The sequence below is a fragment of the uncultured Friedmanniella sp. genome (assembly GCF_964244005.1).
Classification (GTDB): Bacteria; Actinomycetota; Actinomycetes; order Propionibacteriales; family Propionibacteriaceae; genus Microlunatus.
Map to the genome: position 1 here is coordinate 90,483 of NZ_CAXTHG010000002.1, position 22,456 is coordinate 112,938.

19 protein-coding genes are annotated in these 22,456 nt (G+C 71.2%); 10 read left to right on the plus strand and 9 right to left on the minus strand.

Going from position 1 to position 22,456, the window contains the following annotated elements:
* The first annotated feature begins 49 nt into the window (after positions 1 to 49).
* Positions 50 to 3,352, plus strand: coding sequence for a PKD domain-containing protein (locus tag ACFE76_RS01790; RefSeq protein WP_375430016.1), 3,303 nt, complete (start codon positions 50 to 52; stop codon positions 3,350 to 3,352).
* Here the strand turns inward: ACFE76_RS01790 and treS are convergent.
* Both treS and ACFE76_RS01800 read right to left on the minus strand, forming a co-directional pair.
* Complete coding sequence (gene treS / locus ACFE76_RS01795) at positions 3,349 to 5,616, minus strand: maltose alpha-D-glucosyltransferase (RefSeq protein WP_375430017.1); 2,268 nt, start codon at positions 5,614 to 5,616, stop codon at positions 3,349 to 3,351. The two genes, ACFE76_RS01790 and treS, sit on opposite strands and share 4 nt — an antisense overlap.
* A 280-nt stretch (positions 5,617 to 5,896) precedes the next feature.
* The gene (locus tag ACFE76_RS01800; protein WP_375430018.1) at positions 5,897 to 6,655 is read right to left on the minus strand and encodes a class I SAM-dependent methyltransferase; all 759 of its coding nucleotides are present in this window, start codon (positions 6,653 to 6,655) and stop codon (positions 5,897 to 5,899) included.
* A 218-nt stretch (positions 6,656 to 6,873) separates the two neighbouring features.
* Here ACFE76_RS01800 and ACFE76_RS01805 point away from each other — a divergent pair, with 218 nt between their 5' ends.
* The 8 genes from ACFE76_RS01805 (at position 6,874) to ACFE76_RS01840 (ending at position 15,617) form a co-directional block, all read left to right on the plus strand.
* On the plus strand, positions 6,874 to 7,671 hold the full coding sequence (locus ACFE76_RS01805; RefSeq protein WP_375430019.1) for a GAF and ANTAR domain-containing protein: 798 nt from the start codon (positions 6,874 to 6,876) through the stop codon (positions 7,669 to 7,671).
* Positions 7,672 to 7,760: 89 nt separating this feature from the next.
* A complete protein-coding gene (locus ACFE76_RS01810; protein ID WP_375430136.1) occupies positions 7,761 to 8,360 on the plus strand; it encodes a pentapeptide repeat-containing protein in 600 nt (199 codons plus the stop codon).
* Between the two features lie 136 nt (positions 8,361 to 8,496).
* A complete protein-coding gene (locus tag ACFE76_RS01815) occupies positions 8,497 to 10,395 on the plus strand; it encodes an acyl-CoA dehydrogenase (RefSeq protein WP_375430020.1) in 1,899 nt (632 codons plus the stop codon).
* Positions 10,396 to 10,472: 77 nt separating this feature from the next.
* A complete protein-coding gene (locus ACFE76_RS01820; protein ID WP_375430021.1) occupies positions 10,473 to 11,219 on the plus strand; it encodes a spermidine synthase in 747 nt (248 codons plus the stop codon).
* 947 nt (positions 11,220 to 12,166) lie between these two features.
* Positions 12,167 to 13,366: a sensor histidine kinase gene (locus ACFE76_RS01825; RefSeq protein WP_375430022.1), complete on the plus strand. Its 1,200-nt coding sequence runs from the start codon at positions 12,167 to 12,169 to the stop codon at positions 13,364 to 13,366.
* The gene (locus tag ACFE76_RS01830) at positions 13,363 to 14,025 is read left to right on the plus strand and encodes a response regulator (RefSeq protein ID WP_375430023.1); all 663 of its coding nucleotides are present in this window, start codon (positions 13,363 to 13,365) and stop codon (positions 14,023 to 14,025) included. The genes ACFE76_RS01825 and ACFE76_RS01830 overlap by 4 nt, the downstream gene beginning before the upstream one ends.
* Positions 14,026 to 14,043: 18 nt before the next feature.
* On the plus strand, positions 14,044 to 14,730 hold the full coding sequence (locus ACFE76_RS01835; protein WP_375430137.1) for an NADPH-dependent F420 reductase: 687 nt from the start codon (positions 14,044 to 14,046) through the stop codon (positions 14,728 to 14,730).
* Positions 14,731 to 14,771: 41 nt separating this feature from the next.
* Entirely contained in the window at positions 14,772 to 15,617 is an 846-nt protein-coding gene (locus ACFE76_RS01840) for a hypothetical protein (RefSeq protein ID WP_375430024.1), read from the plus strand.
* Here the strand turns inward: ACFE76_RS01840 and ACFE76_RS01845 are convergent.
* The 5 genes from ACFE76_RS01845 to pdhA all read right to left on the minus strand — a co-directional run bounded on the left by ACFE76_RS01845 (position 15,608) and on the right by pdhA (position 20,155).
* Entirely contained in the window at positions 15,608 to 16,240 is a 633-nt protein-coding gene (locus tag ACFE76_RS01845) for a hypothetical protein (protein WP_375430025.1), read from the minus strand. The genes ACFE76_RS01840 and ACFE76_RS01845 overlap by 10 nt on opposite strands.
* A 13-nt stretch (positions 16,241 to 16,253) precedes the next feature.
* Positions 16,254 to 16,412, minus strand: a complete 159-nt coding sequence (locus ACFE76_RS01850; protein ID WP_375430026.1) for a hypothetical protein — start codon at positions 16,410 to 16,412, stop codon at positions 16,254 to 16,256.
* Between the two features lie 70 nt (positions 16,413 to 16,482).
* On the minus strand, positions 16,483 to 17,997 hold the full coding sequence (locus ACFE76_RS01855; protein WP_375430138.1) for a dihydrolipoamide acetyltransferase family protein: 1,515 nt from the start codon (positions 17,995 to 17,997) through the stop codon (positions 16,483 to 16,485).
* Positions 17,998 to 18,044: 47 nt separating this feature from the next.
* On the minus strand, positions 18,045 to 19,019 hold the full coding sequence (locus ACFE76_RS01860) for an alpha-ketoacid dehydrogenase subunit beta (RefSeq protein ID WP_375430027.1): 975 nt from the start codon (positions 19,017 to 19,019) through the stop codon (positions 18,045 to 18,047).
* A complete protein-coding gene (gene pdhA / locus ACFE76_RS01865) occupies positions 19,016 to 20,155 on the minus strand; it encodes a pyruvate dehydrogenase (acetyl-transferring) E1 component subunit alpha (protein ID WP_375430028.1) in 1,140 nt (379 codons plus the stop codon). Before pdhA ends, ACFE76_RS01860 begins: the two co-directional genes overlap by 4 nt.
* A 136-nt stretch (positions 20,156 to 20,291) precedes the next feature.
* Here pdhA and ACFE76_RS01870 point away from each other — a divergent pair, with 136 nt between their 5' ends.
* Complete coding sequence (locus ACFE76_RS01870) at positions 20,292 to 20,549, plus strand: RIO1 family regulatory kinase/ATPase (RefSeq protein ID WP_375430029.1); 258 nt, start codon at positions 20,292 to 20,294, stop codon at positions 20,547 to 20,549.
* Positions 20,550 to 20,641: 92 nt separating this feature from the next.
* On the opposite strand, the gene ACFE76_RS01875 is transcribed toward ACFE76_RS01870, so the two are convergent.
* Both ACFE76_RS01875 and ACFE76_RS01880 read right to left on the minus strand, forming a co-directional pair.
* Positions 20,642 to 21,844: an aminotransferase class I/II-fold pyridoxal phosphate-dependent enzyme gene (locus ACFE76_RS01875; protein WP_375430030.1), complete on the minus strand. Its 1,203-nt coding sequence runs from the start codon at positions 21,842 to 21,844 to the stop codon at positions 20,642 to 20,644.
* Positions 21,841 to 22,386, minus strand: a complete 546-nt coding sequence (locus tag ACFE76_RS01880; RefSeq protein ID WP_375430031.1) for a CGNR zinc finger domain-containing protein — start codon at positions 22,384 to 22,386, stop codon at positions 21,841 to 21,843. The genes ACFE76_RS01875 and ACFE76_RS01880 overlap by 4 nt, the downstream gene beginning before the upstream one ends.
* Between the last annotated feature and the right edge of the window lie 70 nt (positions 22,387 to 22,456).

Genomic DNA, 22,456 nt, shown 5'->3' on the forward strand with positions numbered 1-22,456 from the left:
CACCAGGCGTCCGTTTCTGGACCGCGGGCGCCCTGACCTAGGTGGCCCCATGACCGTCTGCACCCCCGCGCCCCGACTGCGGCTGCTCGCGCTGGCCCTCACCGTCGTGGCGGGTTACGTCCTCACCCTGCCCGCTCTGCCCCAGGCGGCGGCCGACACCGCACCGGTCACGGGGACGCCGGCGACGGTCTCGAGCGACCCGCTGCCCACTGTCCAGGTCGACGGCGTCGTCTGGTCCCAGGCGGTGGCCGGCAACACGGTCTTTGCCGGCGGCAAGTGGGACACCGTGCGGCCGGCCGGCGCCGCCGCCGGGGTCTCCACGATCGCCCAGCCCAACCTGGTCGCCTACGACATCCGGACCGGCGTCCGGGTCGCCTCGACCCCGGCGGTGGACGGCCAGATCAAGGCCGTCGCGGCCTCGTCGGACGGCTCGACCATCTACATCGGCGGTGACTTCGGCAAGGTCGGCGGCAAGCTGCGCACCAAGCTGGCCGCCTTCAGCGCCACCACCGGCGCCGTCCTGGACTGGGCGCCCGGGGCCAACGCCTCCGTCCAGTCCCTCGCCGTGACCCCCACCAGCGTCTACGTGGGCGGCATCTTCACCGCCATCGGCCTGCCCACGGCGGCCCCGGCCACGGCGCGGACCAGCATCGCGGCGCTCGACCCGGTGACCGGCGCCGTCCAGGCCTTCAACCCGGTCGTCGGCGGCTCTGAGACCAAGGCAGTCAAGGCCATCGCCGTCTCCCCCGACCACACCTTGGTGATGATCGGCGGCCAGTTCGAGACGGTGAACGGGTCAGGTAACCCCGGCTACGGCCTCGCGCTGCTGAACGCCAGCACCGCCGCGTCGCTGCCGCTGCAGGCCAACCAGACCCGGGTCCGCAACGCCAAGAACAACTCCGGCATCCTCAGCCTGACCAGCGCCGCCGACGGCGTCTACGGCACCGGCTTCGCCTTCGGCAGCCCGCCCAGCGGCACCTTGGAAGGCACCTTCAAGGCCGACTGGAGCGGCAACCTCACCTGGATCGAGGACTGCCACGGCGACAGCTACTCCGTCTACCCGACCGCCGACGCCGTCTACGTCGCCGGCCACCCCCACTACTGCGGCAACATCGGGGGCTTTGAGGAGACCGTGCCGCGCAGCTACCACCGCGGCCTCGCCTTCACCAAAGACGCCCAGCTGACGATCGGCAAGGAAACGGGGATCTACAACAACTTCTACGGCGTCGCCGCCCCGCACTGGCTGAACTGGTTCCCCGACTTCAACACCGGCGCGGCCAGCGGTCAGAGCCAGGGTCCGTGGAACGTCACGGGCAACGGCGACTACGTCGTCTACGGCGGTGAGTTCACGAAGGTGAACGAGACCGGCCAGCAGGGGCTGGTCCGGTTCGCGAAGTCGGCGGTGGCGCCCGACCTGGATGGGCCGCGAGTCTCGGGCAGCAGCTACGTCCCGGTGGCGCAGAACTTCGCCCAGGGCGTCCGGCTGCGCTGGCCGGCCAACTACGACCGCGACAACGAGCAGCTGACCTACAAGCTGATCCGCAACGGCAACACCGCCAACCCCGTCTACACCACCCAGCAGGCCTCCACTTTCTGGCAACGGCCGACGATGGCGTTCCTCGACACCACGGCCGTCGCCGGTACGGCCTACACCTACCGGTTGCAGGTCTCCGACCCGTTCGGCAACACCGTCTCCGGGGCCGACATCTCGGTCACGGCCGCGGCCGGCGCGTCGATCAGCAGCTACGACCAACGCGTCCTCGCCGACGGCGCGCAGTCGTACTGGCGGCTCGCGGAGAAGACGGGCACGGCAGCGGTCGACGTCGCCGGCTCGATCGGCCCGGCGACCCGTCAGTCCGGGGTCACCCAGGGCGTTCCCGGCGCGATCAGCGGCGACATGGGTACGGCCTACCGCTTCCCCGGAAACAGCACCGGTTTCGTGTCCACCGACTACCTCCAGGTGGGTCCCCAGTACTTCAGCTCCGAGGCCTGGTTCAAGACCACCAGCACCACGGGCGGGCTCATCCTCAGCTTCGGCAACGCCAAGACGGGCAGCTCGACCACGACCGACCGCCAGCTCTACCTCTCCCCGACCGGCCAGGTCGTCTTCGGCACCAACCCGACGACGCCCAAGGTGGTCACCAGCCCGGCCGGCAAGAACGACGGCACCTGGCACCACGCCGTCGGCACCGTCGACATCTCGGGTCAGAAGCTCTACCTCGACGGCGCGCTGGTCGGCTCTCAGGGCGGCACCCCCGCCCAGGGCGGAGCCACCCAGCCGCAGCGCTACAGCGGCTACTGGCGGATCGGCGGGGACGCCGTCACCGGCTGGCCCAACAACCCGACCACGGGCTACCTCGCCGGCGACATCGACGACGTCGCCGTCTACGACAAGATCTTGACCCCCACCCAGGTGGCCAACCACTACACCGCTGGTCGGGGCACCGCCACCAACACCAGGCCGACGGCCGCGTTCACCGCGACCACCACCGGCCTGTCGGCCTCCCTGGACGCGTCCGGCTCCAGCGACCCGGACGGCAGCATCGCCTCGTACGCGTGGACCTTCGGCGACGCCAGCACCGGCACCGGGGTCAGCCCGACCCACACCTATGCCGCCGCCGGCAGCTATCCGGTGGGTCTGACGGTGACCGACAACGGCGGCGCGACGGCCACCCTGAGCAAGACCGTCACCGTCACCGCTCCGGCGGCCGACAACTTCGTGTCAGACACCTTTGACCGGGCCGTGGCGTCTGGCTTCGGGACGGCGACGACCGGTGGGCCCTGGACCGCCACCACGAGCCGGACCTCGGTCTCCGGCGGCGCCGGCGTGCTCACGCTGCCCTCAGCCGGCGCCAGCGCTGACGCCTACCTCGGCTCGACCCTGCGGACGAGCACGGACGTGACCAGCACGATGAGCCTCGCCAAGGTCGCCGACGGCGGCGGGACCTACCTGACCACGTACGGCCGGCGGGTCAGCACGACGGCGGACTACCGGGCGCGGGTGCTGGTGAAGAGCACCGGCGCGGCGAGCATCTACGTCGCGGCCTTGAAGGGCAGCAGCACGGTGGTCAGCCTGTCCTCGACCGTGTCCGCCACCGGCACCGTGACCCCGGGCAGCCAGATCCACGTCCGGCTGCAGGTCACCGGCACCAGCCCCACCACGGTCCGGGCCAAGCTGTGGCTCGGCTCAGCCACCGAGCCGTCGGCCTGGACGGTGACCGGCACGGCCGACAGCTACGCCGGTCTGCAGACCCCGGGCGCCGTCGGCGCCAACGCCTACCTCTCGGCCAGCTCGACCAACGCTCCCGTTGCGGTGTCCCTGCTGGACATCAAGGCGTTGCCGGTGGCCTAGCGGACGCTGGGCCGGTCGGCGTAGCGGTGGCTGCTGACCGGGTGGTCGCCCGGGCAGAGCACGAGCAGCGAGAGGCCCTGGAACGGGGCGAGGGTGACGTTGAAGCTGTTCAGGTCGTCGACCTCGCCCAGGGTCTCGTCGGTGAACATGTCCATCAGCACGCTGCCGGGCACGAGGTGCTCCGACCGTACGGTGCCGGAGATCTCGAGGTCGGAGAAGTTCAGGACCGTCACCTGCTCGGCGTCGCTGAGCTCGTGCACCATCACGAGCATCGCTTTGTTCGACACCTGCGGGACGTCGAGCTGGACACCGGTGGCGATGCCGTAGCGCTTGCGGACGGCGAGGATGTCGCGCAGCCGGCAGGCGAACGACCCCGGGTCGGCCAGCTGCGCGGGCAGGCTGCCGTACAGGCTGGTGCCCCGGGGCAGCCGGGAGAGCGACTCGGTCGCGTCGGGCCGGTAGTCCATCAGGTCGTACGCGGAGCGGTGGATCCAGCGGGTGTCACCCTCGGCGACCAGCCAGCCGACGGCCTTGCGGTCCAGGGTCAGCATCCCGCACAGGTCCCAGCCGGAGAGGGCGAAGACGCCCGGCTGCAGCGCGTTGAACATGGCCAGCAGCAGGTGCGCCTCGAGGATGGTGCTGATCTGGCTGGGCGCCAGGTTGTCGATCGAGGTGTAGCCCAGCGACGCGGCGATGATCGTGGCCGTCGTCGAGGCGATCCCGTTCTGGGTGAAGGTCGCGTTGTACGGGCCGGCCTCGCCGGTCAGGTGGTCCAGCAGGTCCTGCCGAATCGTGACGGCCAGGTCGCCGCCGCGGACCTCGGCGCCGCGGAACCGGAAGAGGTCCTCCGCGTGCAGGGTGGCGAAGTGCACCAGCTCGTAGGTCATCTCGTCGTGGTTCTGCAGCGCGTGCACCAGGGACGCCGGTTCGATGCCCATCTCCGTGGCGAGGTTCAGGGTGAGCCGCAGGAACTCGGTGTCCCCCGTCGCCATCGCGTGGTGATAGGCGGGGCGGGTGACGAAGTCGTAGGACAGGTCGGCGCCGCGCTCGGCCGAGGACTTGATGTCGTCGATCGTGAGGTTGAGCTCCTGGAAGGTGAAGCCGCCGACCTTGCGCACCATGCTGGCGATCAGCTGGTTGGCCGCCTCGGACAGCGGGTGGCCCTCAGACCAGGCCGGGGTGTCCTCGGCGCTCTTCTCGACGCCGAGGAAGCCGTTCGCGTCCAGTCGCAGCGCACCGCTGCCGAGGTCGCCGAGAGAGTGCAGCGCGTCCCCGATCACCAGCCGCATCCCCGCGAAGGAGGGGTCGAGCCAGTTGATCGAGGGCTGGCCCTCCTTGAAGTAGTGCAGGTAGACCCAGCGCCGCTCGACGCCGTCCGGGCCGAGCACCGGCGCGGTGGCGCTCCAGTTCGTGTCCTTCTGGCCGGGCTCGTAGAAGATGACCCGCTGCAGCCGGCCGATGATGTAGCCCGCCTTGGCCAGCTGGTCCTCGGCCTCGACGTCGAGGTTGATCGAGTCCCCGCGCCGGACCTTGGGCAGCAGGTGCCAGTCCTTGGGGTCGATCTCGACCATGTGGTAGATACCGGGATAGTCCCCGACCTTCATCTCGGCCAGCCGGAAGTCCGCACCCTTGCCCGTGTGACCAGGGACGATGTCGTCGATGATCATGCCCAGGTGGCCAGCCGCCACCTCGGTCATGGTGCGGAACTCCTCCTCGGTACCGAACGCCTCGTCGATCTGGGTGCTGATCCGGTCGAAGTGGCCGTCCACGCTGGGGGTCGGGTCCCAGCCGCTGATGCCGCCAGCCTGCTTGACCGGACCGGTGTGCACACCGTCGATGCCAATCGCCTCGAACGCCGCCCACAGGTCGTCGTCACCGAGGGTGCCGAGGAAGGACGAGCCCTTCTTGGTGATCATCGAGATCGGGTACGCGGTGAACCACACCGACGCCTTCTCGATCGCCGCCCGCGGGTCAGGGTTGGCGAACGGGTTCTGCCACATGCTGCCCTGGCCGGAGAACTGCCGCGCGAAGTCGATCGCGTCGGCCAGCATCGACTGCTCGGCCAGCCAGCTCACGTAGAGCGCGTTGTCGCCGCTCGGCTTGCCGCTGCGTTCGGTCCGCGGTCGCAGGAACAGCCCGCGCAGCCGGGCCCGGGGCCGCAGCCGCTTGGGTCGGGCCGGGTAGCGCTGCTCGTCGTAGCTGATCTCGCTGCGCTCGTGGGCCTCGGTGGACCCCGAACCTGGCTCGGCAGCGCTGTCGCTCATCGATCTCCTGTTGGCGGGTGGTGGCCGACTCCTACGATGGCTCACGTTAGTCCACCGCCTCAGGTCGCCGAGCCGTACTGCTCAGGAGTGGATGCGGACGGATCGCGCGTCCCCGGTCCTTGACGTGACGCCTGTCACAACGCAGACTCGAGGGAGGACACATCGGGCACCTCAGCGTCATCGGGGACGTGCCGAGGCCTGGACCGGGGGCTGGGAACAACGGTGTCTTCCAGCTCCCGTGTCCGAACTCCGCACCCGCTCCTTCTGCCTTCTCGAAGGGTCAGGCGGGGCGGGTACCCACGAAGAACTCCCGTGGCAGCCGGTTCTCGGCGGTGACCTCGGCGACCGAACGGGCCGCGAAGCCCGACTCCGTCAGCACCCGTAACCAGGTTGCGCGTGGGAACAGCCCCAGCACGTGCGTGTCGTGCGCCACCCTCACCGTGCCGTCGGGGTCGCGCAGCAGGAAGGCGTACTCCGTCGTGCTCGTCGTCGCCCCGGCCTCGACCGGGGTCGACCAGGAGAGGAAGCGGACGCCGCGGCCGTCGGCACCGTCCTGGCCGCCGTGGTCGGCGGCCGGCTCGTAGTTCTCGGCGATGGTGTCCGGGACGAGGACGGCGACCCCACCGGGCCGGCAGTGCGCGTAGACGGTCTCGACCGCCTGCCGCAGGTCGTCCTCGCTGGTCATGTACTCGATCGCGTCGTGCACGAACACGGCGTCGAACTGCCGCCCGAGCCGGACGCTGCGCATGTCACCGCGGACGTGCTCGCACTCGGGGTTGAGCTGTTCCGACACCGCGAGCATCTCCGGCGACAGGTCGAGCAGCGTCATGGCGAAGTGCCGCTTGAGGTGGAACGCGTTGTTGCCGCCACCGCTGCCGAGCTCGAGCACCGTCCGGGTGGGCGGCACGGCCTCCCGAAGCAGGGCCGCTGCGAACGCCGCCTCCTCCGCGTACTCCGCCGGTGCCGACACCAGCGGCCACCACGGCGCGAGGGCAGAGTAGAAGAGGTGCGTCGCGGGCGGCGCCGTGGGGTCAGTCACGAGGCCGACGTTACCGCCGAATACGGGGCCGTAACCTGGGGCCACGGCCGGCTGACGCCCGGGCGTCCGGCCCGTCGAGGTCCCGTTGGTTGAGCACACAGCTGACGGGACCGCCGCCGGGCCCCTGCGGCGGACTGTGTCACAGTGGGGCGAGGACAGATCCCGCACAGTGACCGGTCAGCTGACCGGACGGGACGACACCGCCGGAGGAGTCGGAGATGGTGGACGACAGGTCTGATGGCGTCCCTGCCCAGGATCACCCGCCGACCGGGCTCGGCCAGGTGGCCGGGCAGATGGGCGAGATCGCCCGTTCGATGCAGGGCCACGGCGACACCCACGCCCTGCTCGACGACATCGTGTCGGCCGCGGTGTCGCTGATCCCCGGCGTTGACGAGGGCTCGGTCAGCATCGTGACCGACCGCCGCACCATCACCCCGCAGAACCCGTCCGGTGAGCTGCCCCGGATCGTCGACGCGCTGCAGTCCGAGACCGGCGAAGGTCCGTGCCTCGACGCCGTCTACGAGCAGGGCACCGTCCACGTGCCCGACATGGCATCGGAGCAGCGGTGGCTCCACTTCGCCCCCCGGGCCGCCGCGGCCGGCGCCGCCAGCATGCTGTCCTTCCAGCTCTACGTGGAGGGCGACAACCTGGGGGCGCTCAACCTGTACGCCCGCACGCCGCACGCCTTCGACGAGGACTCCGAACAGGTCGGGCTGCTCTTCGCCACGCACGCGGCGGTGGCGCTCGCCAGCGCGCAGCAGCGCGACAACCTGACCCGCGGTGTGGCCACCCGCGACCTGATCGGCCAGGCGAAGGGCATCTTGATGGAGCGGTACCGGATCGACAGCCAGCGGGCGTTCCTGCTGCTCTCCCGAGCGAGCCAGCAGTCCCAGGTCAAGCTGCGTACGGTCGCCGAGCAGCTCAGCCTCACCGGTGAGCTGCCGGCGGGGACCAAGCCGCACCTGCTGATCGACGGCCTGCCGAGCGCGACGGCCGGGCAGAGGCGGGTCAGCTGAGCCCCAAGAGCGCCGGTTCCGCCGCTCGACCGACGTCGCCGCAGCCGGCGCTCCGACCGGGCCTGGCGGACGGGCCCGGACCCGAGCTGCTGGAGACCCCGGCCGACCAGGTCCTCGCCGGCGACCGGCGCGAGGGCGAGCGGTACGTCGACGACACCTTCTCACGGGTACGGCTGAGCGGCACCACGTTCACCGACTGCGCCTTCGAGCGGGTCTCGTTGCACGAGGCGGACCTACGCGGCCTGCACCTGGCCGAGTGCCGGCTGGTCGCGGTGGACGCGCCGGTGCTCACCGTCCCCCGGTCGAGCTGGCGCGACGTCGTGGTCACCGGCTCCCGGCTCGGGGCTGTCGAGGCGTACGAGTCGACCTGGCGCACCGTGCTGGTCGAGGACGGCAAGCTCGGCTACCTGAACGCGCGCGGCAGCCAGTGGACCGACGTGAGCCTGCACGGCTCGGTCGTGGACGAGCTGGACCTCAGCGGTGCCCGGCTGAGCCGGGTCTCACTCGCCGGCTGCCGGATCAGTACGCTGCGCCTCACCGCCGCGACCCTCACCGACGTCGACCTGCGCGACACCCGGCTCGAGGTGATCGAGGGCCTGGCCGGGCTCGCCGGTGCCTGGGTGAGCGAGACCCAGCTGAGAGAGCTAGCGCCGCTCCTCGCCGACCACCTCGGCATCCGCGTCGGGTAAGGGCGGCGTGCCGTCCAGCGGGTCGAGCCGGACGAGCGTCACGATGCACCGCTGGTTGCGGGGGTAACCGGCGGGTAGCATGAGGGAAGTTACTGGCCAGTAACTTCAGTCAGCCACCACCGTCCCAGGGGTCCAGATGAGCCACTACCGGTCCAACCTCCGCGATATCCGCTTCAACCTCTTCGAGGTGCTGGAGCGCGGCACGATCCTCGGCCACGGCCCGTACGAGGACCTGGACGCCGAGACGGTCGACGCGATCTTGACCGAGGTCGACCATCTCGCCCGGACCAAGCTGGCCGCCTCGTTCGTGGAGGCCGACCGGGAGCCGCCGGTCTTTGACCCCCAGGCGCACACCGTGACGCTGAACGAGGCGTTCAAGGCCTCCTACCGGGCGCTGATGGCCTCGGGCATGTGGCAGCTCGAGCTGCCGGCGGAGCTCGGGGGCCAGGTCACCCCGCCGTCGGTGCAGTGGGCGGTCAGCGAGCTGGCCATCGGGTCCAACCCCTCGGTCCACCTCTACTCGGCCGGGCCGAAGTTCGCCTCGATGATCTGGGCCAACGGCACCGAGCGGGACCGGCGGACCGCCGAGATCATGATCGAGCGCGAGTGGGGCGCCACGATGGTGCTGACCGAGCCCGACGCCGGTTCCGACGTGGGAGCCGGCCGGACGCGGGCGGTCCGGCAGCCCGACGGCAGCTGGCACCTCGACGGCGTCAAGCGGTTCATCACCGCCGGCGAGCACGACCTGGCCGAGAACATCGTGCACCTCGTGCTTGCTCGCCCCCTGGTTGCCGAAGGCGCGGGGGGTCCGGGGGATCGTACCCCCGGCGGTGTCACCGTTGGCGGTCCGGGCACCAAGGGACTGTCGCTGTTCGTGGTGCCGAAGTTCCTGTTCGACCCCGCCACCGGCGAGCTGACCGGACGTAACGGCGTCTACGCGACAAACCTCGAGCACAAGATGGGGATCAAGGCCTCCGCGACCTGCGAGCTGACCTTCGGCGCCACGGACGTGCCGGCGCAGGGCTGGCTGCTGGGCGAGGTGCACGACGGCATCAAGCAGATGTTCCAGGTGATCGAGCACGCCCGGATGACGGTGGGCACCAAAGCCATCGCCACCCTGTCGACCGGCTACCTCAACGCGCTGGAGTACGCGAAGTCGCGGGTGCAGGGCGCCGACCTGGTGCAGACCGCCGACAAGACCGCCCCCCGGGTGACCATCACCCACCACCCCGACGTACGACGGTCGTTGATGACCCAGAAGTCCTACGCCGAGGGGCTGCGTGCCCTGGTCCTCTACACCGCGAGCATCCAGGACCGGCTGGCGCTGGCCAAGGCCGAAGGAGTGACCGACGAGGACGGCGCCCGGCTGAACGACCTGCTGCTGCCGCTGGTCAAGGGCTACGGCTCCGAGCGTTCGTGGGTGCTGCTGGGGACCGAGTCGCTGCAGACCTTCGGCGGCTCCGGCTTCCTCACCGACTATCCGATCGAGCAGTACGTCCGGGACGCCAAGATCGACACCCTCTACGAGGGCACCACGGCCATCCAGGGCCAAGATCTGTTCTTCCGCAAGATCGTTCGCGACCGCGGCCAGGCGCTCGACGACCTGTCGAACCAGGTCACGGCGTTCCTGGAGTCCGAGGGCGGCAACGGCCAGCTCAAGATCGAGCGCGAGCTGCTGGCCAAGGGGCTGGGCGACGTCGGCTCGCTGGTCAGCACCATGATCGGCGACATGTACGACTCCGACGCCAGCTCCGGCGGCGACGCGCGCAACGTCTACAAGGTCGGCCTGAACACCACCCGGCTGCTGATGGCGCTCGGCGACGTGATCTGCGCCTGGCTGCTGCTGCGGGGAGCCGAAGTGGCGCTGCGCGCGTTGAACACCGACCAGCCGGCCGCCGAACAGGCCTTCTACGAGGGCAAGGTCGCCTCGGCCCGCTGGTTCGCCCGGACCGTGCTGCCCAAGATCACTGCCGAGCTCGCCATCGCCGAGGCCACTGACCTCGCCGTGATGGACCTGGCCGAAGCCGCCTTCTGAACCTCCCGAGTCCGACGTGTCAGCGTCAGTGGTCGCCATAGCCGCCACTGACGCTGACACGTCGGCAGGATGGTGAGGTGAGCAGGCGTTTCGAGGAGCTCGACTGGCAGCCGACCCCGATCGGGGAGGTGAGTCTGCGGCGACGGCTCGAGCCGGTGACCGGCGTCGAGATCCACGAGGTGCTGCTGGGCGAGGAATACCTGATGTCCAGCATGTTCCCGGTGGCGGAGATCGCCTTGGCCCGGCTCGGGCTGGCCCGGCTCGACTGGCCTCAGCTCGACGGCTCAGGACTGGCCGTCGCGGTGGGTGGGCTCGGGCTCGGCTTCACCGCCGCGACCGTGCTCGAGGACGAGCGGGTCGGCGAGCTGTTCGTGGTCGACGCGCTCGAACCAGTCATCCGCTGGCACCAGCAGGGCCTCGTGCCGCTCGGCCCGAGGCTGACCGCCGACCCCCGCTGCCGCCTCGTCCTCGGTGACTTCTTCGCCCTCAACGCGGGCGCCGGCTTTGACCCCGACCGGCCGGACCGGGCGCTGGACGCCGTCCTCATCGACATCGACCACGCGCCGCGGCACCTGCTCGCCGAGGGCGACACCGACCTGTCCGGCGCCGGCTTCTACTCAGCCGCAGGTACGCGGTCCCTCGCTCGGCACCTACGGCCGGGCGGGGTGTACGGGCTGTGGTCGAACGACCCGCCCGACGAGGCCTACCTCGCCGTCCTGGAGGAGGTGTTCGTCGACGTCGCGGCCGAAGTGGTCACCTTCGCCAACCCGTTGCAGGGTCGCGACGCCGCCAACACCGTCTATCTCGCGACTCGGGCGGCCTAGCGGGCGGCCGGTCCGCAGCCGCCAGAGCGCGAGCGCGCCCAGACCGACGGCCGCGTAGCTGGTCCCCAGCAGGACGCCCAGCCGGTTCTGGTCGGCGCCGGTGACGAAGGTGAACAAGAAGCCGCCCGAGAACACGTTGAGCACGGTGTGCCAGACCACCGCGAGCGTCCAGCGGGAGCGGGCGAGCTGGAACAACACCAGGATCGCCAGCTGGAAGCCGGCGTTGCCGCCGATCCCGACCACCCAGGGCAACATGCCGCTCACCATCAGCGGCAGGTGCCACCCGATCCGCATCGACGCGAGGATCGCAAAGCTCGCGAGCAGGCCGCGCCGCCGGGCCAGGAGGGGCACGACGAACGCCGACCACCCGGCTTCTTCCCCGATGCCGACCATGACCAGCATCCCGACGAGGTTCGGGCCCATCGTGGGCCAGGTCGCCCACTGCTGGGCCGTCGGCCAGGGTGCGCCGAGCAGGTGGTTGATGGCCGTGTCCGTCAACGCAATAGCGACTGGGGCGAGCACCGCCAGCGCGTACAGCCCGGGCGACGCCGCCCAGCCGACCAGCCGACGGGCCCAGCGGCGCAGCTCGGCCCGGCCCTGGCAGGCGGTGACGATCGCGGCCGCCGCCAGCGGACCGAGCGGCATGTTGTCAGGTGAGGAGCCCAGCCCGAAGGCGGCCGCGATGAAGATCGACCAGCCGAAGAGGCAGGCCAGGACGTAGAAGGACACCAGGGGGTGGCGGCTGACGAGACGAGACAGGGTGGACACGGGTTCTCCTCGGGCTGGCGCGGCTCGCGAGTGGGCCGCGGCACCAGCGTGACCGGGGTGCGGCTCCGGCCGCGTCGGCCGGGAGAGTGGAAACGGGCTCCGTCTCCAGCACCGGGTCGGAGGAGTTTCTCCGTCTGCAGACCGAGGACAACGCGTCCGGGGCTGGTTAGCGTGAGGTCGTGGACCGCAGACCTCGTCGCCAGGTGGTGTTCGATGTCGTCCTCGGCGTCGCCCTCACCGCGCTGGTGCTCCCGGTCAACCTGAGCGGACTGGAAGCGGTGCCGGCCAACCGGCCGCCCGGGCCCCTCCTGGTGGTCCTCACCCTGCTGGCCGTGCTCCCCGTCGTCGTCCGCCGCCGCTATCCGATGACGGTGCTCGTGGTCACGCTCCTCGCCGCCTTGGTCATGGTCATCACCCGCACCACCGTCGGCTTCGCCACGCTCGGCCCCCTCGTCGCCTCCTACACCGCCGTGGCCCACCAGTCCCAGGCTCGAGCCCGGCAAGCCACCGCCGTCCTGGTCGCGGGCCTGGCGGCGGGCGCGCTGCTGCGACCGGTCGACCTGAGCGTCGAGGGAGCGGTGGTCCAGGTAATCATCTTCACCGGCGGTTGGCTGCTGGCCCGGGGGACTCGAGAGCGCCGGGAGCTCTTCGCCGCCGGCCTCGGCCGGGCCCAGGACGAGGCCGCGCGGGAACGCGAGCGCGCCGACACCGAGTCCGAGCGGGCCCGGGTGATCGCCACCGAGGAGCGGTTGCGGATCAGCCGCGAGCTGCACGACGTCGTCGGCCACACGCTCAGCGTGATCGTGGTCCAGGCCGGGGTGGCCGAGCAGCTGCTCACCTCCCGGCCGGAGGAGGCGCGCCGCGCCGTGGCCGAGATCGGACGCACCGGCCGGCAGACGCTGGACGAGATCCGGCAGCTGCTGGGCGTGCTGCGTGAGGGTGACCTCGACCGGCCGTCCGCGACGGCGTCGGCCACCCCGACGCTGGCCGACCTGGACGCCCTGACGGCTCGGGTGCGCGACGCCGGCCTAGCGGTGGAGGTACGGGTCGACGGAACCCGGCGGGAGCTGCCGCCGGGCATCGCGCTGGCCGGCTACCGGGTGGCGCAGGAGGCGCTGACCAACGTCCTGAAGCACGCGAGAGCCTCGCAGGCGCTGGTCACGGTCCGCTACGGCAGCGCCGCGCTCGACATCGACGTCGCCGACGACGGGTCCGGGGCGAACGCGCCAAGCGGAAGCAGCGTCACCGGCCACGGGCTCGCCGGCATGCGGGAGCGGGTGGTGGTCTACGGCGGGAGCTTCTGGGCGGGGCCGGCGCCCGACGGTGGCTTTGCCGTGCACGCGAGCTTTCCGCTGGCGCCGGTGGGAGCGGCGACGTGATCTCGGTGGTCGTGGCCGATGACCAGGAGCTGGTGCGCTCCGGCTTCGCGCTGATCCTCGGTACCGACGCCGAGATCGAGGTCGTGGCCCAGGCGTCGGACGGGGTCGAGGCGCTGGCCGTCGTCCGGCGCTACCGGCCGGACGTGGTCCTGATGGACCTGCGGATGCCGCGGATGGACGGCGTCGAGGCGACCCGGCACCTCACCTCCAGCCCGGAGACCCGGGCGACCTCTGTCCTGGTGCTGACCACGTTCAGCGCCGACGAGGACGTGGCGCAGGCCCTGCTCGCCGGGGCGAGCGGCTTCCTGCTCAAGGACACGACCGCCGCCGACCTGATCCGCGCGGTCAAGGTGGTTGCCGCCGGCGAGGCCCTGCTCGCCCCCGCCGTGACCCGCAGCCTGATCGAGCAGTTCGTCTCCGGTCAGCAGGCCGGCCCGGTGGCCGCCACCCTGCCGCCGCTGACCTCGCGCGAACGCGACGTCCTGGCCGCGGTCGCGGAGGGGCTGTCCAACGTCGAGATCGCCGACCGGCTGGTGGTCAGCTACTCCACCGTGAAGACCCACGTCAGCCACCTGCTGACCAAGCTGGACGCCCGCGACCGCTCACAGCTGGTCATGCTGGCCCACCGCGCCGGGCTCGATGGTCGCCGATCTGGCTGACGACGTCCGCGGTGGGGAATCGGGACCGCCCGGCCCGGTGTTGTTCCGGCCATGACCACCATCGGCATCATCGGAGCAGGATTGATCGGCAGCCAGGTCGCGCGTGCGGCGATCGGCGTCGGGTACGACATCGTGATCAGCAACTCGCGCGGCCCGGAGACCCTCGCCGACCTCGTCGCTGAGCTCGGACCTAAGGCGCGGGCGGCGACCGCCAGCGAAGCGGCAGCGGCAGGCGACTTCGTCGTCGTCACCGTCCCGCTCAAGAACTACGAGCAGGTCCCGGTCGAGCCGCTGGCCGGCAAGATCGTGATCGACACCAACAACTACTACTTCGAGCGGGACGGCCACATCCCCGCCCTCGACGCCGGCGTCGACACCGTCTCGGGGATGCTGCAGCGGCACCTGCCGACCAGCAAGGTCGCCAAGGGCTTCAACCACATCATGGCCTCCGACATCACCACCGACGGATATCCGGCCGGCTCGCCCCAGCGCCGGGCGCTGGCCACCTCGAGCGACTTCGAGGAGGCCGCCGAGCTGGTGCAGCGGCTGTACGACGAGCTCGGCTTCGACACCGTGAACGTCGGCCCGCTGGCGGACAGCTGGCGGGTCGAGCGCGACCAGCCCGCCTACGTCGTCCGGCAGAACCGCGCCGAGCTGGTCGAGAACCTGACCAAGGCCGTACGCGCCTCGGCCACCCCCGCCTGAGGGCAAGCCTGGGGGTCATCTCGCGGCGCTACGATGCCGGCATGCTGCGTCAGGTGATCGCCGTCACTACGGTGGCGGTCGCCCTCGGTGGCTGCGCTGCTGTCGTGCCGGCAGTACCCGCGGATACGCCTAGCGCCGCCCCCGTGCCCAGCTCCAGCCCCGACGGTCGGCTGGTCGGGCGTGGGCTGGTCCTCGACGACGGGTCGGGGCCGGAGCTCTGCCTGGGCGGCGTGGCGGAGTCCCTGCCGCCGCAGTGCGGAGGGCCGAAGCTGGTCGGGTGGTCGTGGCCGGCCGATGCGGAGCGAGCCGCCGGCGTCACCTGGGTCGACGCCGCCCTGCTGGGGACGTACGACGGGCACCGCTTCACCGTCGTCCGGACGCTCAGCAACGCCGAGACCACCCGGCTGTTTCCGGCCGAGGAGATGCCCGACTTCGCCACCCCGTGCCCCGAACCTGCAGGGGGCTGGGTGGCGCCGGACCTCGACCGCGCCACCGAGGACGACCAGCAGCGGGTGTTCACCGCAGCCGAGCAATTGCCCGGCTACGCCGAGTCGTGGCTCGACGACCTCGGCGACTCGGCGCAGGACCCGCGCAAGATCGTGGTCAACGTCCGGGTGACCGCCGACCCAGCCACGGCGGAACGGGCCCTGCGTGCCGTCTGGGGCGGATCACTCTGCGTCACCCGCGCCGACCACAGCGCCGCCGAGCTGCGGCGGATCCAGACGGAGCTGATGCGCCTACCCGGCGCCCTGACCTCGGGCGCCGGCCAGGCTCCCGTCGACCTCACCGTCACCTACGACGACGGCAGCCTGCAGGCCGAGCTGGACGAGCGCTACGGCCGCGGCCTGGTCGAGGTGGCGTCAGCGCTGCTGCCCTATCAGGAGTGACGCTTGACCGCCGCCGCAACGGCGTCGGCGTACGCCTGCTGGCCGCGGGCGTTGGGGTGGAAGCTGGCGGTGGACACCGTCGGCGGGTTACCGAGGGTGAAGAGGATCCCGTTGACCCACGGGGTGCCGGTGCTGCAGACGTTGTGGCTGGTGAACGGCGTGGCCACGTCGACGTAGGTCGCGTCGATCCCGTGCCGGCGGGCGCCGGCCACGCTCGCGGCGATGGCGCTGTTCAGGCCTTCGCTGTTCCGGCGGATCCACTTCGCGTCGGTCTTGGTGACGTAGAGCGGCACCTGGCCCACCTGGTCGAGGTCGCCGACCCGGCAGCCCTGCGGGTCGGGGAAGGAGAGCCCGAAGAGCCGCGGGTAACCGGTCACGTAGATCTGCGCCTTCGGCGCCTTCGCCTTGATCGTCGCCAGCAGCGCGGGCATGCTGACCGCGCTCGGGACCGGTTTCGGGGCGCCGGGCACCCCGGCCAGGTAGGCGGTCGCGGCCCGCACCGCCAGGTCGTCCCGGGTGGCGCAGCCCGGCCGGCCCGGCACGAGCTCGGGGGCCAGCGGGCTGTAGATGCAGTCAGCGAGCACCGCTGCAAAGCCGATGTCGTTACCGCCGACCGTGAGCAAGACCGTCCTGGTCTTAGGGCGCCAGGCCCTCGCCCGAGGCGAAGGAGTCTCCGAGAGCCACCGCTCGGGGCTTGGCGGACGCCGCCGCCGGCACTGTGCTCGTCGCGGTCACCAGCCCGGCGAGGGGCAGCACGACCAGGCTGCACAGGATCCGTCGTAACCGTGACTTCATGGCTGCTCCTCGGGGGCGTCGCTGGCGTCCCTCACCCTGCTGGATCCGGCGCTGCCACACAGGACCCCGGCTAGAAGAGCAGGCCGAGTCCGGGATCGCCGAGGATCTGGGCGACGGCCGCGAGGAAGGTCGAGCCCTGCGCGCCGTCAGCCAGCCGGTGGTCGAAGGAGACGGCCAGCGTGGTCACCCAGCGCGGCTCGATCCGTTCGTCGTCGCCCGCCCCGACCACCCAGGGGCGGCGGGTGATCTGGCCGAGGCAGAGGATCCCGGACTCGCCGGGGTTGAGGATCGGCGTCCCGGCGTCCACCCCGAAGGTGCCCACGTTCGTGATGGTGAACGAGCCCTGCGCCATCTCGGCCGGGCTGGTCCGGCCCTCCCGGGCGGTGGTCACCAGGGCGTTGATCGCCTGCGCGAGCTCGAGCAGCGGCAGGGTCTGGGCGTTCTTGATGTTGGGCACGACCAGCCCGCGCGGGGTGTTGGCAGCGATGCCCAGGTTGACTGCGCCGAGCTGGACGATCTCCCCGGCCGGCTCGTCCCAGAACGAGTTCAGCTCCGGCGTCCGGCTCAGCGCCAGACAGACCGCCTTCGCCACGACCAGCAGCGGGGAGATCCGCATGTCGCGGAACTCCCGCCGCGCGCGCAGCCGCTCGACCAGCTCCATCGTGGCGGTCACGTCGCAGGTCAGCCACTCCGTGACGTGGGGGGCGGTGAACGCCGATCGCACCATCGCCTCGGCCGTGGCCTTGCGGACGCCGCGGATCGGGATCCGCACGTCTCCGGCCTCGGACGGAGTCCGACCGTCGAACCGCCCCGACGAAGGAGGGGCCTGGTTCGACGGAACCGACAAGTCGCGAGCGCTCGCGCTCTCCATGCCGTTCGGCTGCGCAGCAGCCGGTTGCGCAGCAACGGTCACGTCGTCGCGGGTGATGATGCCGGCCGGACCGGAGCCGGTCAGGGTCGCGAGGTCGACGCCGAGGTCCTTGGCCAGCTTGCGGACGGGCGGCTTGGCCAGTACGGCGCCGCCGGTCAGCTGCGGTTCCGGCGCGGCGGGGCCGGGGGCTGGCAGCGGGGCGGCCGGGGTCGGTGTGCCCGTGGCGGCGTGCAGGGGCTCGCGGTCGTCGGCCCGACGGCTGACCGGGACGTCGGTGGCGAAGGTGCCCGAGAGCTGGTCGTGCGTCTGCTGCGGGGTGGGGTCGGTGCGGCCCTTCCGCGGCCGCCGGCTCGTCTCACCGGTTCGGGGACCGTAGCCGACGAGGTTCGGCACCCGCTTACCGCCGTCGCCGCCCCCCACCATGCCGTCGGTGGGTTCGCCCACCTCGGTCGGCTCGAGCGCGGACGGCGTGGTCGGCGGCCCGGCGGGAGCGACGCCGTCGTCGATGGCGATGATCGGGGTGCCGACGTCGGTCATCGTGCCCTCGGCCACCAGCAACGCCGCCACCGTGCCCGCGTACGGGCTGGGCAGCTCGACCAGGGACTTGTCCGTCTCGATCTCGAGCAGGATGTCGTTGACCTTGACGGCGTCGCCGACCGCGACCCGCCAGGTCACGATCTCGGCCTCGACCAGACCCTCGCCGGGGTCGGGCAGGCGGAACTCACGCAGAGACATGGATCAGGCTCCTCAGTAAGCCGGCATCAGTACGCGAGGGAACGGTCGACCATGTCGAGCACCCGGTCCAGGTCGGGCAGGTAGCCGTCCTCGGCCTTGCTCGGCGGGTACGGGGTGTCGAAGCCGCCGACGCGCAGCACCGGCGCCTCGAGGGAGTAGAAGCACTGCTCGCTGATCCGCGCGGCGAGCTCGGCGCCGAGCCCCAGGTTCATCGGCGCCTCGTGCACCACGACCACCCGGCCCGTCTTCTGCGCGGACTGCGCCACCACGGCCATGTCGAACGGGGAGAGCGAGCGCAGGTCGATCACCTCGAGGTCGCGGCCCTCGTCAGCGGCGGCCGCCGCCGCGTCCAGGCAGGTCTTGACCATCGGCCCGTACGCGAGCACGGTCACGTCGCGGCCGGCCCGCAGCACCGACGCGGCGTAGAGGGGCAGCGGCGTCGCCGACTCGTCGATGTCAGCCTTTTCGTGGTAGCGCCGCTTGGGCTCGAGGAAGACCACCGGGTCGTCGGAGGCGATGGCCTGCTGGATCATCCAGTAGGCGTCGACCGGGTTGCCGCAGCTGACCACCTTCAGCCCGGCGGTGTGCGCGAAGTAGGCCTCGGGCGACTCGCTGTGGTGCTCGACGCCGCCGATGCCGCCGCCGAACGGGATCCGGATGACCATCGGCACCGTCGCCGCGCCGCGGGTCCGGTAGCGCAGCTTGGCGACCTGGCTGACGATCTGGTCGAACGCGGGATAGACGAACCCGTCGAACTGGATCTCGCACACCGGCCGGTAGCCGCGCAACGCCATCCCGACCGCGGTGCCGATGATGCCCGACTCGGCGAGCGGGGAGTCGATCACCCGGTCCTCGCCGAAGTCCTTCTGGAGGCCTTCGGTCACCCGGAAGACTCCGCCCAGCTTGCCGATGTCCTCACCGGCCAGCACCACCTTGGGGTCGGCCTCCAGGGCCCGCCGCAGTCCGGCGTTCAGGGCCTTGGCCATGGTCAGCCGGGTCATCGTGCGGCCTCCGCGCTCTCGAAGGACTCGGGCTCGAAGCTCGCCACGTACTCGGCGTACGCGGCCTGCTGTCCGCTCAGGTACGGGGTCTGCTCGGCGTAGACCCAGTCGAAGGTCTCGGTCAACGTCGGCTCGGGCAGCGCCAGGCAAGCGGCCCGTAGCGCGGTCGCGAGCTCGTCGGCCTCGGTCTCGACGCCGGCGAAGAAGGCCTCGTCGGCCAGGTCGTGGCGCTCGAGGTAGGTCCGGACGCGTGAGATCGGGTCCTTGAGCTGCCAGTGCTCGAGCTCGTCGGCCAGCCGGTACTTGCTCGGGTCGTCCGACGTCGTGTGCGCACCCATCCGGTAGGTGTAGGCCTCGATCAGCGTCGGGCCGTTGCCCGAGCGAGCCCGCTCGAGCGCGACCGCGGTGACCGCCTGCACGGCCAGCACGTCGTTGCCGTCCACCCGGACGCCAGGGAAGCCGAAGCCGGAGGCGCGTTGGTAGAGCGGGATCCGCGACTGTCGCTCGATCGGCTCCGAGATCGCCCACTGGTTGTTCTGGCAGAAGAAGACGACGGGCGCGTTGTAGGAGCTGGCGAAGATGAACGCCTCGTTGACGTCACCCTGGCTGGTCGCGCCGTCGCCGAAGTAGGCGATCACCGCGGTGTCGCGGTCGGGGTCGCCGGTGCCGACCAGGCCGTCCCGCTCGATGCCCATCGCGTAGCCGGTGGCGTGCAGGGTCTGGGAGCCGATGATGATCGCGTACGGGCCGAAGTGGGTCTCCTCGATGTCCCAGGTGCCGTGGTCGACGCCGCGGAACATCGCGAGCAGCCGCAACGGGTCGACCCCGCGTACCCAGGCCACCCCGTGCTCGCGGTAGGTCGGGAAGGCGAAGTCCTGCCGGCTGAGCGCCCGGCCCGAGCCGACCTGCGCCGCCTCCTGACCGAGGCTGGACGCCCAGACGCCGAGCTCGCCCTGACGCTGCAGGGCGGTGGCCTCGGCGTCGACGCGGCGGCTCAGCATCATGTCGCGGTAGAAGCCGCGGATGTCCTCGTCGCTGCCGGCGAAGGTGTAGTCGGGGTGCTCGCGCCGCTCGCCGTCGGGCGTCAGCAGCTGGATCAGCTCGTGGCCGGGTTCCGGCGCCGGGCCTTCGCTCACGGTCTCCTCCTTCGCTGGGGCTCGGACAACGTACCGCCGAGGTCCCCGGGTGGGAAAACAACTTGCGGGTCCTAGTTCTTCTGTTTCATGGTGTTTTCGGCAGGTCGCACGTGCGGCCAGCTCCGAGCAGGAGGAGGTGCGTGGTGTCCATCAACAACCTCGGGTTGCCGACAACCCATTCCTTCCGCTCAGGAGCTGTGCTCTCTCATGTCTGTGCCCATGGCCCGCTCCCAGCCGGGCCCTCAAGACCCTGACTTCCTACTGGGCGCAGCTGAGCGAGGCGATGCGCGGAATGGCCGCGCTGGGGCTCGCGCACGGCGACCTGTCACCGTTCAACCTGCTCGCGACCGAGGACCGGCTGGTGCTGATCGACCTGCTGGCGTACGCCTTCTGAGACGGAAGCGCTGATAAATGCTCCCCAGTCCACCGACCAGAGCCTGTGAGCTCCGGTACGGGTGACTGCGGAGCATTTATCAGCGGATCAGCTCAGGGCGCGTTTCGGGCTTGGAAGCGGCGGATCCGGACGAGGGCCGCGGCCACGGCGTCCGGCCCGGCGGCGAGGCTCAGCCGGACGGTGCCGCCGCCGCGGACGGCGTCGAAGTCGGTCCCGGGGGTCACAGCGACGCCCTCGGTCTCCAGCAGGGCGGCGCACCAGGCGACCGAGTCGGGGTACTCACCGAGGGCGCCGCCGAGCTCGGCGTAGACGTAGAAGGCCCCATCAGCCGGGGCGACCGCTCCCCAGCCGAGCTCGGGCAGCGCCGCCAGCACGAGCTGGCGGGCGTCGGCGAAGGTCTCGACCGCCGTCGCCGCCTCGGCGTAGGAGCGTTCGGTGAACGCCCCGAGCGCTGCGTGCTGCGCCGGGACGGGTGCGCAGAGCGCGAAGTTGCCGGCCAGCGCGTCGAAGCCGCTGCTCAGGTCATCCGGCACCAGGCACCAGCCCAGCCGCCAGCCGGTCATCCCCCAGTACTTGGAGAACGACGACACGACCAGCGCGGTCCGGTCGGTGGTCCAGGCGCAGCTGCCGTGCCCACCGGCGAGCTCGGGCCCCGACCCGGTGATGCCGTGGTAGATCTCGTCGCTGACCAGCCGGACGCCGGTCTCGCGGCACCAGGCCGTGATCGCGGCGAGCTCGTCGGAGCTGACCATCGTGCCGGTCGGGTTGGCCGGCGAGGCGAGCACCAGCCCCGCCAGCGGCGCCTCCGCATGCGCCCGCTCGAGGATGGCCACGCTCGGCTGGAACCGCTCAGCGGGCCCACAGTCCAGCTCGCTCACCTCACACCCCAGCGCGGTGAGGATGTTGCGGTACGCGGGGTAGCCGGGCCGGGTCAGCGCCACCCGGTCGCCGGCGTCGAACGCGGCCAGGAAGGCGAGGGTAAAGGCCCCCGAGGAGCCGGTGGTGACGACGACCGATCCCGGGTCGACGGCGAGGCCGTACCACCGGTCGTAATGGCCGGAGATCGCCTCGCGCAGCGGACGGATACCGAGCGTCTCGGAGTAGCCGAGCGGCGCCGGCCCGCTCATCAGCTCGGCGAGCCGCCGACGGACGTCGGAGGGGGCACCGGCCGCCGGCTCGCCGGCGCAGAGGGAGATCACGTCGCGGCCGGCAGCCCGCAGCTCGGCGACCCGGCTCAGGATGCTCATCACCGCAAACGGCGGGACGGCCGACCTCGTCGACGGGGAAAGCGTCACGCCGACGTCCGCTTCCGCGCCCGGTAGGCCGCCACGTTCGCGCGGTTGCCGCAGCCGGACTCGCAGTAACGCTTGGAGGAGTTCCGGGAGAGGTCGACCAGCACGTCGGAGCAGTGGTCGGCGGCGCAGAAGCGCAGTCGGCCGAGGTCGTCCTCCCGCACCAGGTCGAGGAAGCCCATCGCTGCTTCAGCGCCGATCCGCAGCGCGAGCGGAGCATCCGGGGGGGTCACGTGCAGGTGCCAGTCCAGCTCGTCGTGCTTGCTGAGGTACGGCTGGGCGGCGCAGTCGGCGAGCAGCTCGTTGACCAGACCCGCTACCTCGTCCCGGCTGTCGGCTGCCCAGACCGTCCGCAGCCGGTCCCGCAGCCGGCGCACCTGGCCGAGCTCGGCCTCGGTACCGAGCCGGTCACCCGAGAAAGGGAAGCGGACCAGAAAGGCGTCGAGGCCGGCCCCGTCGGCGAGGGTGTCCACGCCGTCGCTGAGGGTGTTCACCAGCGCCGCCGCCTCGGCGAGCGCAACTTCGGTGTCATGAGCAAAACTCACGTTGACTCCTGACGCTCGGCCCGCTTAGTGTCATTAGTGTAAGTGACTTTTGGTCATGACTTCATCTCTG

What these genes read in the sequence shown, in the direction of transcription:
- ACFE76_RS01790 (WP_375430016.1), top strand. Translation starts at nt 50, where the DNA reads ATGACCGTCTGCACCCCCGCGCCCCGACTGCGGCTGCTCGCGCTGGCC.
- treS (WP_375430017.1), bottom strand. Translation starts at nt 5,616, where the DNA reads ATGAGCGACAGCGCTGCCGAGCCAGGTTCGGGGTCCACCGAGGCCCAC.
- ACFE76_RS01805 (WP_375430019.1), top strand. Translation starts at nt 6,874, where the DNA reads ATGGTGGACGACAGGTCTGATGGCGTCCCTGCCCAGGATCACCCGCCG.
- ACFE76_RS01815 (WP_375430020.1), top strand. Translation starts at nt 8,497, where the DNA reads ATGAGCCACTACCGGTCCAACCTCCGCGATATCCGCTTCAACCTCTTC.
- ACFE76_RS01840 (WP_375430024.1), top strand. Translation starts at nt 14,772, where the DNA reads ATGCTGCGTCAGGTGATCGCCGTCACTACGGTGGCGGTCGCCCTCGGT.
- ACFE76_RS01850 (WP_375430026.1), bottom strand. Translation starts at nt 16,412, where the DNA reads ATGAAGTCACGGTTACGACGGATCCTGTGCAGCCTGGTCGTGCTGCCC.
- ACFE76_RS01860 (WP_375430027.1), bottom strand. Translation starts at nt 19,019, where the DNA reads ATGACCCGGCTGACCATGGCCAAGGCCCTGAACGCCGGACTGCGGCGG.